Origin of the sequence: Marinobacter sp. CH_CUG1437-1 (assembly GCF_037029655.1) — a bacterium.
Lineage (GTDB): Bacteria > Pseudomonadota > Gammaproteobacteria > Pseudomonadales > Oleiphilaceae > Marinobacter > Marinobacter salsuginis.
Genome location: NZ_JAYMEW010000001.1, coordinates 450,451 through 466,252 on the forward strand (window position 1 = coordinate 450,451; position 15,802 = coordinate 466,252).

14 protein-coding genes, 1 tRNA gene and 1 riboswitch are annotated in these 15,802 nt (G+C 58.7%); of the genes, 6 read left to right on the forward strand and 9 right to left on the reverse strand.

Features of this window, described 5'->3' with window-relative positions; all coding sequences use genetic code 11:
- The first annotated feature begins 30 nt into the window (after positions 1-30).
- A complete protein-coding gene (locus tag WA411_RS02100) occupies positions 31-2,139 on the forward strand; it encodes a NosR/NirI family protein (RefSeq protein WP_153634202.1) in 2,109 nt (702 codons plus the stop codon).
- 26 nt (positions 2,140-2,165) lie between these two features.
- On the opposite strand, the gene WA411_RS02105 is transcribed toward WA411_RS02100, so the two are convergent.
- Positions 2,166-2,717 carry a carboxymuconolactone decarboxylase family protein gene (locus WA411_RS02105; RefSeq protein WP_291905140.1) on the reverse strand — a complete coding sequence of 184 codons (552 nt, stop codon included), beginning with the start codon at positions 2,715-2,717 and terminating at the stop codon, positions 2,166-2,168.
- Between the two features lie 117 nt (positions 2,718-2,834).
- Between WA411_RS02105 and WA411_RS02110 the strand changes: the two genes are divergently transcribed.
- Both WA411_RS02110 and WA411_RS02115 read left to right on the forward strand, forming a co-directional pair.
- On the forward strand, positions 2,835-3,440 hold the full coding sequence (locus WA411_RS02110) for a TetR/AcrR family transcriptional regulator (protein ID WP_291905137.1): 606 nt from the start codon (positions 2,835-2,837) through the stop codon (positions 3,438-3,440).
- A 229-nt stretch (positions 3,441-3,669) separates the two neighbouring features.
- Positions 3,670-4,980 (forward strand): NAD(P)/FAD-dependent oxidoreductase, encoded by a 1,311-nt coding sequence (locus WA411_RS02115; protein ID WP_291905135.1) that lies wholly within the window; start codon positions 3,670-3,672, stop codon positions 4,978-4,980.
- A gap of 24 nt (positions 4,981-5,004) precedes the next feature.
- On the opposite strand, the gene WA411_RS02120 is transcribed toward WA411_RS02115, so the two are convergent.
- Positions 5,005-5,078, reverse strand: a tRNA-Gly gene (locus WA411_RS02120).
- Between the two features lie 70 nt (positions 5,079-5,148).
- On the opposite strand from WA411_RS02120, the gene WA411_RS02125 reads away from it, so the two are divergent.
- The 3 genes from WA411_RS02125 (at position 5,149) to WA411_RS02135 (ending at position 8,032) form a co-directional block, all read left to right on the forward strand.
- Positions 5,149-6,873 (forward strand): potassium/proton antiporter, encoded by a 1,725-nt coding sequence (locus tag WA411_RS02125; RefSeq protein ID WP_291905133.1) that lies wholly within the window; start codon positions 5,149-5,151, stop codon positions 6,871-6,873.
- A gap of 107 nt (positions 6,874-6,980) precedes the next feature.
- Positions 6,981-7,544, forward strand: coding sequence for a L,D-transpeptidase family protein (locus tag WA411_RS02130; RefSeq protein ID WP_291905130.1), 564 nt, complete (start codon positions 6,981-6,983; stop codon positions 7,542-7,544).
- A 206-nt stretch (positions 7,545-7,750) separates the two neighbouring features.
- Positions 7,751-8,032, forward strand: coding sequence for an Lpp/OprI family alanine-zipper lipoprotein (locus tag WA411_RS02135; RefSeq protein WP_064229359.1), 282 nt, complete (start codon positions 7,751-7,753; stop codon positions 8,030-8,032).
- A 40-nt stretch (positions 8,033-8,072) separates the two neighbouring features.
- Here the strand turns inward: WA411_RS02135 and WA411_RS02140 are convergent, their stop codons facing one another.
- From WA411_RS02140 to WA411_RS02170, 7 genes are all read right to left on the reverse strand, one after another.
- A complete protein-coding gene (locus WA411_RS02140; protein WP_291905125.1) occupies positions 8,073-8,876 on the reverse strand; it encodes a slipin family protein in 804 nt (267 codons plus the stop codon).
- A gap of 37 nt (positions 8,877-8,913) precedes the next feature.
- Positions 8,914-10,401, reverse strand: coding sequence for an NfeD family protein (locus WA411_RS02145; protein WP_291905122.1), 1,488 nt, complete (start codon positions 10,399-10,401; stop codon positions 8,914-8,916).
- Between the two features lie 101 nt (positions 10,402-10,502).
- Positions 10,503-11,540 carry a L,D-transpeptidase family protein gene (locus WA411_RS02150; RefSeq protein WP_153634196.1) on the reverse strand — a complete coding sequence of 346 codons (1,038 nt, stop codon included), beginning with the start codon at positions 11,538-11,540 and terminating at the stop codon, positions 10,503-10,505.
- A gap of 52 nt (positions 11,541-11,592) precedes the next feature.
- Positions 11,593-12,162, reverse strand: coding sequence for a TMEM165/GDT1 family protein (locus WA411_RS02155; RefSeq protein WP_136630955.1), 570 nt, complete (start codon positions 12,160-12,162; stop codon positions 11,593-11,595).
- Between the two features lie 4 nt (positions 12,163-12,166).
- A riboswitch (yybP-ykoY riboswitch) is annotated at positions 12,167-12,349 on the reverse strand.
- 40 nt (positions 12,350-12,389) lie between these two features.
- Positions 12,390-13,781, reverse strand: coding sequence for a DHA2 family efflux MFS transporter permease subunit (locus tag WA411_RS02160; protein ID WP_291905118.1), 1,392 nt, complete (start codon positions 13,779-13,781; stop codon positions 12,390-12,392).
- A gap of 3 nt (positions 13,782-13,784) precedes the next feature.
- A complete protein-coding gene (locus tag WA411_RS02165; protein WP_291905113.1) occupies positions 13,785-14,210 on the reverse strand; it encodes a MarR family transcriptional regulator in 426 nt (141 codons plus the stop codon).
- A 162-nt stretch (positions 14,211-14,372) separates the two neighbouring features.
- A complete protein-coding gene (locus tag WA411_RS02170; RefSeq protein WP_291905111.1) occupies positions 14,373-15,656 on the reverse strand; it encodes an MFS transporter in 1,284 nt (427 codons plus the stop codon).
- Positions 15,657-15,802 lie beyond the last annotated feature (146 nt).

Sequence of the window (15,802 nt, forward strand, 5' to 3'; positions counted from 1 at the left end):
ATCAAACAAAAAGAACCACAGGAGTACCCCATGGCAGGGCGCATTGTGCTCCTTCTTGCCTGTCTGTTTGTTATGCCCCTGGTCCAGGCCGAGCTGTCAGACAGCAAGCGGGCGCTGATCCAGGAGCTGTTTCCCTCGGCAACCATCATTGAAGACAAGCTGCCGGATTTCCCAGTGTATCCGGTGTATCAACTCCAGGAACTGCTCGGCTATGCTTACGAATCCATAGATCACAGCCGCCTTCAGGGCTTTGCCGGCAAACCGATAAGCATGCTGATTGGTCTGGACACCAAAGGCCGTTTTACCGGTATCAAAGTCCTGAATCACCACGAGCCGGTCTTTCTACATGGCCTGGGCGAAGCTCCCCTGTTCGAGTTTGTAGACCAATACGAAGGGCATTCGTTACAAGAGCAAATCATTGTCAGCACCTCCAATTCCAGCCGTTCAGGTCGAACCAGTGAAGGCAACGTCGTGCACTTTGACGGTGTCAGCAAGGCCACGGTCTCGGTGCTGATCATTAACGACACCGTACTCTCTTCTGCTCTCAAGGTGGCCCGCAAGAAACTCGAGGGCTTTGCCCAGAGCGCGCCCACAAAGGCAAAACCGGATTTCTACCAGCCACTGTCGTGGCAGCAGCTCCTGGACCGAGGTTATATCGGACACTGGCAGATTACCGCCGAGTCCATCGAGGCCGAGCTGGGCCGGCCTCTTTCCGACTACCCCATGGACATACAGCCCGCAGACGGCGAACCTTTTACCGAGCTTTTCTTCGCCTACATCAATTCGCCCATGGTGGGACGGAACCTGCTCGGCGACGATGGTTACCAGCGCCTCATGCAACGGATAGACGAGGGCGCACAGGTTCTGGCGGTCATGTCCCGGGGCGCCTTTCCCCATGTTTCCCGCGAGTTCGTACCCGGCAGCTCTCCGGACCGTGTTGGTCTGACCCAGAACAACCTGGCCGTGGAAATGCGCGACCTGAACCTGCTGGATCAGAATCTCGATTTTCGGGCCGCTGGCATCCCATCGTTCGATGCAGGGAACCTGTTCCGCGTGGGTGGTAACGCCGGCTTCAACCCCGGAGCGGACGCCAACCTGAAGCTCAATGTCGAACTGGCCCGCAATCACCTGATGGTGGACCGCACCTCCCTGAATATCCCGGTTCGGTTCAACGAAGAACTGTTTGAGGCCGTCGAGATTGCTCCCAACCCGGAGGACACCCGTCAACCAGTCTGGATCGGCCTTTGGAAGGAACGCTGGTGGCAGATTTCACTGCTGGTTCTCGGCCTGACCGTTCTGACCGTGTTTTTCGCCCGCCAGAAAACCCTGAGCCGCAACCCGAAGCTGGTACACCGGTTCCGCTGGGGATTTCTGTTCTTCACCCTGTTCTTTATCGGTTTCTACGCCCAGGGTCAGCTTTCGGTGGTTAACATCTACACCCTGTTCCTGGCAGTCTGGGACGGTTTCTCCCTAAACGTCTTCCTGCTGGATCCGATCATTTTCATTCTCTGGGTCTATACATTCATCACCCTGTTCATCTGGGGCCGCGGCCTTTTCTGTGGCTGGCTCTGCCCCTTTGGCGCCCTGCAGGAAATGGCCGCCTGGCTTGGCGAAAAACTGAAGTTCCGCCAGATCAAGGTTCCCGAGCAATGGCACCGGCGCCTGATCCTGCTCAAATATCCGATCCTGCTCGCTCTGGTGGGCACCGCTTTCTATTCCCTGACCATCGCCGAAAAACTGGCAGAGGTGGAGCCTTTCAAAACCAGTATCACCCTGTTTTTTGTGCGCTCCTGGCCTTTCGTGCTCTATGCCGTTGGCCTGCTGGTGATCGGCATGTTCATCCACAAGTTCTATTGCCGTTACCTGTGCCCGCTGGGTGCCGGCCTTGCGGTGCTTGGCCGGTTCCGGCTGTTCAGCTGGCTGGACCGGGTTGAGCTCTGTGGAAACCCCTGTCAGCACTGCAAAAACGAATGCGGCATCAATGCCATTCGCAAGGATGGCCGGATCGACTACGACGAGTGCATTCAGTGCCTTGAGTGCGTGGTTATTCTCGAAGACGACACCCGGTGCGTCGATAAACGCCTCGAGAGTAAAAAGAGGTCAAAACAGGCGAACATTCTGGCAACGGACGCGGGCTGACCCGCTCCGTTGCCGCAAAGCCCGGATTACTTCTTCTGCCATTCAAACCTCTTGAACGGCTCATCCACCGGCGTCTCCGCGATGTGGTTCACGTAGTTACTCATCACTTTCTGGGACAACACCAGAATCACTTCCAGTACCTGGCGATGCTGGTACCCGGCTTCATAGAAGGCATCCAGGTCCTCCTTGCTGACATTGCCATGCTTGCGCATGACAGCGAGGGTAAAGGTTCTGAGTGCCTCCAGCTTCTCGCTCGGAAGCGGCGCTTCGTCCCGCAGAGCATTGGTAATGTCATCAGACACTTTCATGGATTTGGCAATCCCCGTGTGTGCGGGAACGCAATAGTGGCAGGCGTTTTCCACGTTGATCGTCTGCCAAACCACGGTCTTCTCGTCGTTATCAAAGCTGCTGTCCAGCACCAGTTCGTGCAACTTCTGATACCCCTCAAGGATGCCGGGCGCTTCCGCCATTACGGCGTGCAGGCCAGGGATCATGCCGAAAGCCTTGAGCGAGTTATCCAGCAGGGGTTTGGATTGTTCCGGTGCTGTGTCTTTGTCATGCAGGGGAAAATCTGTCATTGCCAACTCCATTATTGAATAATTGCTCAATTTCAACTTCAGGCTAACTGTTATTGAGTGATCATTCAAGATATAATTGAGTGGTCATTCAAAACACGACAATGGTGAAGTGTTGTTATGGCCAGACACGCACGCTATGACCGAAAGACCGCCCTGGAAAAAGCCGTTGGCCTGTTCTGGGAGAAGGGCTATCACGGCAGCTCCATGAAACAGATCGAGCAGGCCCTGGACATGCGCCCCGGTAGCATTTACGCCACGTTTGGCAGCAAGGACGGGCTGTTTTCAGAAGCACTGGCCGCCTACGCCGAACAGGGTGGAAAAGAATTGGCCGTGCACCTCAAAGGTTATGATTCGATCGTTGACGGTCTCCAGGACTATCTGCGCGGCATCGCATGTAGTTGCGGCGACCAGAACGCGACACCCGCCCGGGCCTGCATGATTGTGAAAACACTGCTGGAATCGAAAAACACCCACGCGGAGCTGGCCCAGCAGGCCGACAGCATTCTTGCTGCCATTGAGCACTCCATTGCGGACCTGGTTGAGCAGGCCCGGGTAAAAGGTGAGCTGGTTCAGTCTGCAGACAGCCGGCGTATTGCCCGGCTTATTCAGGCGCAGATCATGGGCCTGAGATCCATGGGTGAACGCCTCCTGGATCCCCAAGCCATGAAGGATCTGGGTGACGACATGGCAGCCATCCTCGACGGATACCGCACCCAGCACTGATCCTCCCCTTCCAGCGCCCCGGTGAGAGAGCACACACCGGGGCTGAAAGTATGAGCACTTCCGTAGAATTGTGCCCACTGCCCGGGCCGCGTTAACATTAGCGCCCGGCTCAGACCCTGCGCTGTTTCCCGACCGAGTCCTGGCGACACGGCTGGTCCCCACAGTGAGGACAGCCAAGCATTCTTGCCTGAAGAGTGCTTGGCTCTCTTCACTTACAGGTCTGATTGTTATGGATAACCTTCATCACATTGTTGTGGTCGGCGGTGGCGCCGGCGGTCTCGAACTGGTTACCAGCCTTGGCAACAAACTGGGTAAAAAACGCAAGGCGCGGATCACGCTGGTGGATGCCGGCCTGACCCACGTCTGGAAACCTCTGTTGCATGAGGTGGCCTCTGGCTCCCTGGATGCCAGCGCGAACGAGATCAACTACCGCGCCCATGCCCGCAAACACCACTACGAATTCCAGCTGGGCCGAATGAGCGGTCTGGACCGTCAGAACAAACACGTGGTTATAGCCCCGTTTCACGATGTCGACGGCACAGAAGTGGTTCCCGAGCGACACATCCCCTATGACACACTGGTCATCGCGGTCGGCAGCACCGCCAACGATTTCGGCACCCCCGGCGCCCAGGACAACTGCCTGTTCCTGGACAGCCTGGATCAGGCCCGGCGCTTTCACAACCTGATGCTCAACGCCTTTTTGCGCAAGAATCACGAGGCATTCCAGGGGGCCGACCACACCCTGAACATCAGTATCATCGGGGCTGGCGCCACCGGCGTGGAGCTCGCCGCAGAGCTGCGACTGGCGTCCCGCGAGCTGCCAGTTTACGGTATGAACCATCTCCAGCCCTCGGACGTTTCCATTACCGTGATTGAGGCCGCCGACCGCATTCTCCCGGCTCTGCCCGGTCGGCTGTCTGCGGCGGCTACCAAGGAACTGGAACACCAGCGAGTGAAGGTACTGACCGGCCAGCCAGTGAGCGAGGTGCGACCGAATACGGTCGTGATGAAAGACGGGACCGAACTATCCTCGGAAATGACCATCTGGGCGGCGGGCATCAAGGCCCCGGCGTTCCTGGCGGAGCTTGAGGGCCTGGAGGTTAACCGGGGCAACCAGCTGGTTGTGGAGCAGACCCTGCAAACTACCCAGGATTCGGACATCTTTGCCTTTGGCGACTGCGCGGCCTGCCCGCAACCGGATTCCGACCGGCCGGTTCCGCCTCGGGCCCAGGCAGCGCACCAGCAGGCCGACACGCTGTTCAAGACTCTGTGCAATCGCTTGGACAATGGTGAGGCGGTTCCCTTCGTGTACAACGACCATGGTTCGCTGATCAACTTCAGCCGCTACACCACCGTCGGCAACCTGATGGGCAATCTTTCCGGCCGCAGCATGTACGTCGAAGGCAAAGTGGCCCGCATGTTCTACCTGTCCCTTTACCGGATGCACCAGGTGGCCCTGCACGGCATGTTCCGCACCGGCATCATATGGTTGATGGATAAAATCAGCCGTGCCATGCAGCCACGACTCAAACTACACTAAAGGGAGAGCGGGCCAGCGAGGGAGTGGAGCGGGTGAAGGGAATCGAACCCTCGTATGCAGCTTGGGAAGCTGCCGTTCTACCATTGAACTACACCCGCAAAAATAGGGCCGCGACAGCAATATAAGCGGTCAGCCCGGCATTGGGCAAGCATTCTGTCTGGAGCAACAATGGACCCCACCCTGACCCTGATTGGCGCCCTGATGCTGGTCATCAGTATCGTGCTCAGCCCGCTTTCCAGCCGGGTGGGCATGCCGGTACTGCTGATCTTTCTGGTGGTGGGCATGATGATGGGTGAGGACGGCCCGGGTGGCATCCAGTTCGATGACTTTGAACTGGCCTTTCTGATTGCCAATCTCGCGTTGGGCGTGATTCTCCTGGACGGTGGCATGCGCACCCGGGCGGAGACTTTCAGGGTAGGCCTGAAACCCGCCCTGGTACTGGCCACCCTCGGGGTCGCCATGACCGCCGCTGGCGCTGCGGTAGTGGCCTGGTGGGTGTTCGATCTGCACTGGCTGACGGCCCTGCTGATTGGCGCCATCATTTCCTCTACCGATGCCGCCGCCGTTTTTTCCCTGCTGCAGGGGCGGGGGCTGCACTTGAACGAGCGGGTCAGTGCAACCCTGGAAATTGAGTCCGGCAGCAACGACCCCATGGCGATTTTCCTGACGCTCATGCTGGTTACATTGATTGGCAACGACGGCGACCAGGCGGGCTGGGCCGCTCTTTCCATGCTGGTACAGCAGTTCGGCATCGGCGCTATTGCAGGGATTATTGGCGGTTTTGCCGTGGTGGAGCTGGCCAATCGAATCCGCCTGACCCCTTCTCTGTACCCTTTGCTGGTGGCGGCCGCGGGCATCTCGGTGTTCTCCGCCACCAACGCTCTCGGCGGCAGCGGATTTCTGGCCATTTACCTGACCGGCGTGGTGATAGGTAACCGTCACGTCCGGATGATGCCGATGATCCTGCAGGTTCACGACGGCCTGGCCTGGCTGGCCCAGTTGTGCCTGTTCCTGATGCTGGGGCTGCTGGTCACTCCGTCAGACCTGATCCCCCTGGCTGGCGGAGGGCTGATACTGGCCCTGGCTCTGATCTTCGTCATCCGACCGCTGACGGTCATGCTGACCCTCTGGCCTTTTGCTTTTAACCGTCGCGAGATGGGGTTTATCAGTTGGGTCGGCCTGCGTGGGGCTGTCCCCATCGTTCTGGCCCTGTTTCCGATCATGGCAGACTTGCCGGAAGCCCAGCTGGTGTTCCACGCCGCTTTCTTTATCGTCCTGGTCTCTCTTCTGGTTCAGGGCACCACCATGACCCCTCTGGCCAGAAAGCTTCGCCTGGAGGTGCCGGCCGGCGAGGACCCCTATCGAAGACTCCCTCTGGATGCTCCAGCGGCGGGAGACCACGAGTTGATGCTGTTCCCGTTGCGCGGCGAAACCTGGCAAACGCCACGTCGGCTGGGCCAGTTGCGCTTTCCGGAGAACACGGCTGTGGCCGGGGTCTTCCGCAACCGGGTCTGTCTGCAGCCAAAAGCGGACCTGGAAGTATCCAGTGGCGACATGGTCGCAATGTTTGCAACTCCCAGTGTTCTGCCTGAACTCGGCAAGGCCCTGAGTGGCAGACACGCACCCAAGTACCTGGCCGAACGTGCGTTTTTCGGGGATTTCGTACTCAACGGCGATGCGCTTCTGGGTGACGTGGAGCAAGTCTACGGCATTGAGTTCGATGACCTGCCGCCGGAGCTTTCCCTCGCCGAATGCTTTGCCAAAAGGACAAAAGGGCACCCGGTTGTTGGTGACGTAGTAACCCTCGGCCCGGTGACACTGGTTGCCCGGGCTACCAGCGCCGACAAGGTCACCAAGGTGGGCCTGAAGATGGACAGTTCACAAAATGTGTGAAGAGCAAACCAGATAGCCAAAAAAGTTAACAAAACCCCTTAACAGATCCCTTTTGGCCTATGGTATAAAACGTCTGAACAAACATTAATCATTGGTAAGTTGAGGACATGAGCATTTTCCGCGCCCTCCCAGCCACCATTGCCCTGCTCTTTCTGGCATTGGCTCCGAGCGCTTTGGCCACCGAACTGCTGGCCAAGGCCGACACCCGTATGCCGGCTGCCACCATATACAAGCCCGCGGATATCGAGAGTGTCAGCAAGGTGGTCGTTCGCAAGGGAGAGCGCCGCCTGTACCTGATGGATGGCGAGGAGGTGATTCGCAGCTACCGAATTTCCCTTGGCGACAATCCGGAAGGTCACAAGCTGTACGAAGGTGACGAGCGCACGCCGGAAGGCGATTACACGCTGGACTGGCGCAACGCCGAGAGCGACTTCTACAAATCCATCCATATCTCGTACCCCAGCGAGCGGGATCGCGAACTGGCATCTGCCTGGGGCCTGGACCCGGGTGGCAGCATCATGATTCATGGCCTGCCCAATAACGTAGGCGATATGGCTTTTGCTTATGCCGGTCTTGACTGGACCGACGGCTGTATCGCCGTGACCAACGAAGAGATGGACGAAATCTGGCAACTGGTCTCCAACGGAACGCCCATCAGCATTCATCCCTGAAGCAAACCTGACGGCAGCATTAAGTTGTTGTCATATGCTTAGCAAATTTACGTATCTCTAGTTAACATTCCTGCTTACAGTGTTTTACACTGTTTTACGACTCCGGTAGTCACTACCTGACAAGCGATGCTGCGCAGGTTGACAGGAAGTCGTCTATACTGACTTTCGGATCACAGGAAATAACTCGACCAATAAGGGGATTTACAATGCGTAAACTGACGATCGCCGGGATTGCACTGGCCACTGCTCTGACTGCAGGTTGTGCCACCACTGACCAGGGCGCCATCGACGAAGCAAATGCAACCGCCAGCTCCGCTGAGCGCACTGCAGAAAATGCACTGAACACCGCTAACAGCGCTGCCAGCTCTGCCCGCACTGCCCAGCAGACTGCGGAAGAAGCCCTGGCCGCTGCTCGTGCAGCCCAGAAGGCTGCCGATGAGGCAAACGAGCGTGCCAAGCGTATGCTCGAGCGTGCCAGCCAGAAGTAAGGCTGATACGTAACGAAAAGGCCGGCATTGCCGGCCTTTTTTATGCCCCGGTATCCGGTTTGTCCGGATCGGACTTGTCAAGGCTGGCAGGTTTGTTGTCCTTGAGGAACGTGGTAATCAGCTCCATTGGCAATGGGAACACAATGGTGGATGAGTTGGTGTTACTCATATCCGCCAGCGTCTGCAGGTAACGCAGCTGCATGGAACCGGAATTCGTGGACATGACATCCGCCGCTTCCACCAGCTTTTTGGACGCCTGCAATTCGCCCTCGGCGTGGATGACCTTGGCGCGACGTTCGCGCTCTGCCTCTGCCTGACGGGCAATGGCACGGATCATCGATTCATTGAGATCCACATGTTTGATTTCCACATTGGCCACCTTGATGCCCCATTCCTCGGTCTGGGCATCGATGATCTCCTGGATATCGGAATTGAGCTTGTCCCGCTCTGACAGCATCTCGTCGAGATCGTGTTTGCCGAGCACCGACCGCAGCGTGGTCTGGGCCAGCTGGCTGGTTGCGGAATTGAAATCCTCCACCCGGATAATGGCACGCTCGGGATCCACAACTCGAAAGTACAGCACGGCATTCACCCGCACAGTCACGTTATCCCGGGAGATCACGTCCTGACTGGGGACATCCAGGGTGATCACCCGCAGGTCTACCCGGACTATCTGCTGAATGCCCGGAATAACAATGATCAGCCCCGGACCTTTGACGCCCTGGAAACGCCCGAGAAAGAACACAACGCCACGTTCATACTCCGGCAGGATCTTGATCGCCGAAGCAAGAATGAGCAGTAACACCACCGTAGGTGCCAGATAGGGAATCAGATCGCCAATCATACGGCCTCCTTGTATTGCCGTTACTTTGTCTGCCGGTTCAGTCGTTGTCCGGAATGACCCTGACAGTTACCGTTAAGCCCTCAATCGCTGTCACTTGAACCCGGTCGCCCTCTTTGACGGCTCCCTCGCTGATGGCATTCCAACGTTCACCACTGAGCCGCACGTGGCCCCGGTAGTGGCCATGTTCTTCGGAGAACTCATCCAGGGCCACGCCCTCTTCATGGGTCAACTGTTCGGTGCCACTGACCGGATGCCGCCGACGCAGACCGATAAACCGGGTCACCGTCCAGAGGATAAACCCGGCAGCCACCACGGCGGTGCCTCCGATCGTTGGCAGGGAAATATCCCGGTGACTGCCGTCCATCAGGATGATCGAGCCGGTAACAAAGGCAACTATTCCGCCAACCCCCAGTATCCCGAAGCTGGGCACGAAGGCCTCGCCCACAATGAACGCCAGTCCGAGCAGAATCAGTGCCAGGCCGGCGTAATTCACCGACAGGACCTGGAAAGCGAAGAGCGCAAGGATCAGGGAGATGGCGCCAATCACGCCCGGCACCACCGCACCGGGGTTCGCCAGCTCGAAGATGATGCCGTAGAAGCCGATAATCATCAGGAAATAGGCGACGTTCGGATTGGTGATCACGGAAAGCAGGCGCGTGCGCCAATCCGGTTGGGACCTGACAATTTCCAGGCTGGCCGTGTTCAGGGTCGTGTCGCCCGACGCCATCCGAACGGTGCGGCCGTCCACCTGCTGGAGCAGATCCCGGATGTTGGGCGAAACCACGTCGATAACGTTCTTCTCAAGGGCCTCATCGGCACCCAGATTCACAGCCTCACGGACGGCTTCTTCAGCCCAGTCGGCGTTGCGGCCATGGCGTTCGGCCAGCCCGCGAATGTAACTGACCGCATCCTCCAGAACCTTGCGCTCCATGGCGGTGCCACCGCGCCGTTTGCCGTCATCGTCGCCGGCCTGCTGTTCGCCGTCCGACGAAGAACCGGAGTCTGAATCCGAACCTTCCCCGGATTTTGGCTCGCCGGGGGCCGGATCGCTCTCCGGTTCGGGACTACCCGGCAGACCGCCCATCTGGACCGGCGTCGCCGAGCCCAGGTTGGTCGCCGGAGCCATGGCGGCAATGTGACTGCCGTAGAGGATATAGGTGCCAGCGCTGGCCGCCCGCGCGCCCTGCGGAGAGACATAGGTAGCCACGGGAACCTCAGAGGCAAGAATCGTCTTGATGATATCCCGCATGGAGTCCATCAGACCGCCCGGCGTATCCATTTCGATGATCACCAGACCAGCGCCCTCGGACTCAGCCCTACGAATGCCTCGGGTAACGTAGTCCATGGTGGCAGGGCCAATGGCGCCCTCGACAGTAAGTACCAGGGCCGTTTGAGATGATTTTTGCTGGGCAAAGACCTGATGTGCCAGAGAACCCAGTGCGAGCATAACGCCTGTCAGCAGCACCAGGGCCCAGAGCCGAAGGCGGGCGGGATTCGGTGATCGCACGGGATGGTGTGCCTGCATAATGCCTCCCTGGACCGGAACAACTTCAATGCCTGGATATACGGTGGCTCAGTGGCCGCGGTTTTTCCCTGCAAGACGGCACCCGTGCCCGGACGCCTGCCTTAGAAGTATAGCCGCTGCTCAGGTTCGCCCGTCGGTTCCGGCGATTTCTCTTCCACGGTCTTGTCGGCGGCCATTCGGGTCACACGTTCACCAATCATCGTTGGCAGGCCATCGGCCTGGTCCACTGCCAGCTCAATGGCGCCACGCTTGACCTCCACTCCCGGGTGCTGGCTGCGGAAGGCTTCGACTTCGGCAAACACTTGGTTCCAGAGCCGATCCCGATCCTCGCGGGGGTAGTCTTCGTGGGGGCGATGCACCTCAAGCCAGACTTCACCGTTCGAAAAACCGATCTTGACCGCATCGTGGACAACCTGAACCGGCGTACCCTTCTCCACCTGATACACGAACCGGGAGATATCTTCGTTGTACATCCGGAAACAGCCATGGCTGACCGGCATACCCACGCCAAACTTCTTGTTGGTACCGTGGATCAGATAGCCTTTTTCACTCAGCAACAGGGCGTGGGTACCAAGCGGATTGCCGGGACCGGGGGGAATCATCCGGGGCAAATACTCACCGGACGCCTCGTATTCCGCCCGGATGCTCGCCGGCGGATACCAGGCCGGAGACTCCAGTGGCATGGTGACCTCTGCGTCGGTCAGGGGGGAGGGGTTCTCCGCCGTACCGACGCCCACGGGGTAAACTTGCACACCCTCATCGGTGAAATAATAGAGACGATACTCGGCGAGGTTGATGACAATACCTTCGCGCCGCGCATCCGGCAGCACATACTGGCGCGGCAGGGTGATGGTGGTACCTTCTCCGGGTAGCCACGGATCCACACCGGGGTTGGCCTTCACCAGCTCCAGATAGCCCATCGCTAACCGGTTACCGATGCCGGCAAAGGTGTCTTCATAGCGGGTTTCAAAAACACCAAGCTCACCGGCCAGATCACCCTGAACCGGGAAGGTGGGCACGCGGGGACTTCTGTCCGGCGCTTCCGGGCCGCTGGCGGCGTCCAGGGGCTCCGCCGACCCCGCGGTCGGAAACACGAGGAACTGCGCCAGGGAAAAAACCGCTAAAAATCTGAACCACATAGAAAACGTTCCGAAAGCATCAGGCAACCGGGTACAGTGACAGCAAGTACCCTCAGGAGTTCACATAGGTAGCCCATACTGTTACGACGGCAAGCGCGACGAACAGCACACTTGCACCAATCCGCGCTGTGGCGAGGGGCAACCTCTCCATCAGCCAGCGTCCTGCCATGATAACCGGTATGTTGGCCAACAGCATCCCCACCGTGGTGCCCAGAATCACCCAGAAAGTCTCGGTGAAGCGGGCGGCGAGAACAACGGTCGCCACCTGGGTCTTGTCGCCGATCTCCGCCAGGAAAAACATGATGGTGGTGGCCATGAACGCCCCCATGCCCAGGAACTTTGAATCCTCGCTGTCATCCTTGTCCGGCACCAGCAACCAGAGCGCGATCGCAACAAAACTGACAGCCAGAATCCACGGTAACCAGGCTTGTGGAATAAAGGAAGCAACCCAGGCACCAAGCCAGGCCGACAGGGCATGATTGAGAACCGTTGCGACAAAAATGCCGAGGATAATGGGCAGGCGAGTGGCGTAGCGGGCAACCAGGAATAGCGAAAGCAGTTGGGTCTTGTCACCAATTTCCGCTATGGCAACAGCAACCGTTGAGGCGAGGAAAGCGTCCATGAAAAACTCCAGGGCGGATAACCAGACATGAGGCAGCCCACCTTCCGCCCAATGGAGGTGAAACCGCCTCAGGTCTTGCCAATATCACCGGAATCTCGGTGAAACATGATAGCCATGGGGATTTGGCCCCAAGTATGTTGACTATCATCCGACCGGCAGTTCCGGTGCGGAGGCTACTCCCCTGAAGAGATGTCGGCATAGTAATGAATCCGAAGCAGGGCCGCAACCTAGGTTCGCATTCTCCATACCGGAATCGCAGCCACCGCCACGAATACCGCCACCAGCCACCAGGCGGAATGGAACGCATTGATTGTGGGCATCCCGGAGGAGTGCTCGCCGAATTCCACAGTCAGTGCCACCAGATTGACCCCGAAGGCGCCTCCGAGCTGGCGCATGAAGTTGAGCGTGCTGGAGCCGGCCCCCAGCTCCTGAGGCTCGAGGGGATTCAGGGCGCCGGTGGACAGGGCGGGAAGCATGAAGCCGATCCCGATTCGGCCGAGGACCGTCCAGAGCACCAGCCAGCCGAAAGCCAGCTCAAGGTCGGACAGCGCAAACAGCATGGCGGAAAGGGCAAAGGCGCCAATGCCGAAGACCACCAGAACCCGGGCACTATGCCTGTCCGCCAGCCGACCGGCCAGGGGAAAGGTCATACCCAGGACAATCCCTGCCGGCAGCATCAGCAAACCGGCTTCGGTCGCACTGAATCCGAGCGCTGTTTGCACTAACAGAGGAATAAGGTAGGTGGACCCGAACAGCGCCAGCCCCAGGGCCACGGCACCGAGACAGGCGAAGACAAAGACCGGTTTGCGCAGCAGGGCCATGTTTACCAGCGGATGCTCTGTTCGTCGCTCGCGCAGCACGAAGAGCAACAACCCGCCAAGCGCCAGTACTGTTCCGGCGAGGATCCGGTTTTCCTGGCCCGCTGCGTGCTGTAACCGGTTCAGAGTGTCAAGGGACACGGCGATGGTAAATCCGAGCAGGATCAGGCCAGGCAGATCGAAACGATAGGGTGCCGGCCGGGAAACCGGCAACGGCAGAAATCGCCAGGCCATGAAAACACCCACCAGGGTGACAGGAGCCGGCGCGAACATCACATAGCGCCAGTCCAGTTGATCAACCAGGAAGCCCCCCAATACCGGGCCAAGGGCCGGTGCCAGGATCACCCCCATGCCATAAATCCCCATGGCCTGGCCGCGGCGATCACGTGGAAAAATCCGGAACACCAGGTACATACCCATGGGCTGCATCAGGCCGGCCATGGCGCCCTGACCTATACGGGCAGCAATGAGCTGTCCCGGTGTCTCGGCAAAGCCACCGGCGAGGGAAATCAGGGTAAAGAGAAACATGGCTGCGGCAAGGGTCTTGCGAACCCCGAAGTGATCCAGCAGCCAGGAGGAGGCGAGCATGGTGGTGGTCATGGCCGCGATAAAGCCGGTTGCCAGCCAGTGGACCTGGCCCTGACGAATACCGAACTCCACCATGATGTCGTGCAGCGCCACGTTGACCACGGTGGCGCTGAGAACGGTGGCCATGGTGCCGATCATCACCGTGGCCACCGCCAGCCAGCGCCAGCGGTCCCCGTAGCGCGCCTTCAGGCCCTCAACCGAGTTATCAGCCAAGGATTACTTCTGCTTTTCGGCGTTTTCCAGGATCTTGTGGAAGACCTTCACGGTGCACTCGATCTCTTTGTCGCTGATGCCTTCAAGCATCTCCTCACGCAGCACCTCGGCTCGCTCGGAAAGGTCATCCATGAACGCTCGACCAGCAGTGGTCAGATGCAGGCGCCGGGCCCGGCGATCGTGCGGGCACGGCCGACGCTCGATCAAACCTTGTTGCTCCAGGCTATCAAGCAGACGAACCAGGGTCGGATTCTCGATCGCCATGAGGCTGGCCAGTTCACGCTGGGTAAGGCCTTCGCCGCCTTTTTGCAGGTACACCATGGTGCTCCACCGCGCCTGGGTGACGCCCAGATCCTTCAGGCGCTCATCGAGCATTTTTCTCCAGCGTCGGGTAACCCGCGCTACTGCAAAAGGAAACTGGTCTCTCATTTATCGTCACTCCATCTCAAAAAAGGGCCTGGCCCGGGCCGGGCGCTGCCGCGCACTCGGCCAATTCATCACATTATCGGAAAGTCACCAATAGTATGCTAACCATTGTGATAAAAACAGATACGGAAGTAAAAACAAAATTGGGGAAAACCGAAAGCAGCGTCAGCTCGCCTGACGCTGTTCTTCGTGCATCTCCTCGACTTCCGGAGACTCGTGGAACTCGGTATTTCGCGGATCGATCTCGGCGAGAACCGGCGACGCTTCGGGCATGGCCGGCACGAAATGCTCCTGATCTGCAACCGCGACATCCTCGGTGTGACTGATCCGATAGCTGGTGATCAGCGCCAGCAGCACCAGAAAGCCCGCATTGCCAAAGAACAGGCCTTTGGGCCCGAGCAGGTTGATCAGTTCAGCCATGACCACCGGCCCGATGACGCTGCCCACCCCGTAACTGAGCAGCAGCGTCGCGCTGGCAGCCACGATGCGGGAACTTTCCATACGGTCATTGGTAATGGCGACCGCAACCGGGTAGAGGGCCGCGGACAGGCCGGTAAACAGTCCAACCAGAAGGGTCAACAGCCACGCATTGCCAGCCCCAAGGACGCCAACACCGCCTGCGGCGGAGGCGGCCACCAGAGCAATCCAGAACATTACCCGGCGCCGGTCAAAACGGTCGCAGAGCCGGCCCAGGGGCCAGGCAAGAATCATTGCGGCAACAATGGCGCTGGCCATGAACGTCGAGGTCCGGGCAACGTCCAGCCCCACCAGGGTTGCGTACACAGGCCCCAGCGCATAGAAGCCGCCAATCATCACGCCACAAATGAGAGCCCCGGCCACACCGCTGAAGGATTCTCTGGCCAGAGTGAAGATAGAGATACGCTGGACCTGCTCAATAACAGGCGCCTCCATTTTGGTTAGTGCAAGCGGCATCAGGGCCATTGCCAGCAGGATCGCGGCAATCGAAAACGGCATGAAGTTGGCCGGGTCGCCAACGTTTACGATGAGCTGGCCGCCGGCGGCGGACAGGTAAAACACTATCTGGTAAACCGCGAACAAGGCACCGCGATTGGCATTGGTAGCCCGGCTTGAGAACCAGCTTTCGATCACCACGAGCACACCGGCAATACTGAACCCGGACAGCACCCGCAACACCGCCCAGAAAATCTCGGATACGGCCATTGGGTAAAGCAGTGAGGTAACGGCTGCCCCTGCAGCGAACACGGCAAAGGCACGGATATGACCAACCCGGCCTATAATCCGGTGAACATACAGCGTGCCCAGCACAAACCCGATGGAATAGCAGACCAGAATCCAGCCGATAATGTCCGGTGATATCGCTTCTATACTCAGACGTATGCCCAGGAGCGTCATCAGGAAAGCATTACCGCTGACAAGCAGAATGATGCTCAGAATCAGGGCAGAAAGGGAGGTGACCATTCGGGTCATTACAGCAGCTCCGGGCGTAACAGGGTATTTTCGTTTCGATGAAAGACAAAATAGCAGCAAGCACCGGACTCTGCCGGCCGCGTATTAGATCAGGCGCGGAAAACGAAACCACTAGGCACTTCCCGAAACCTGCTAACCGCGTCACA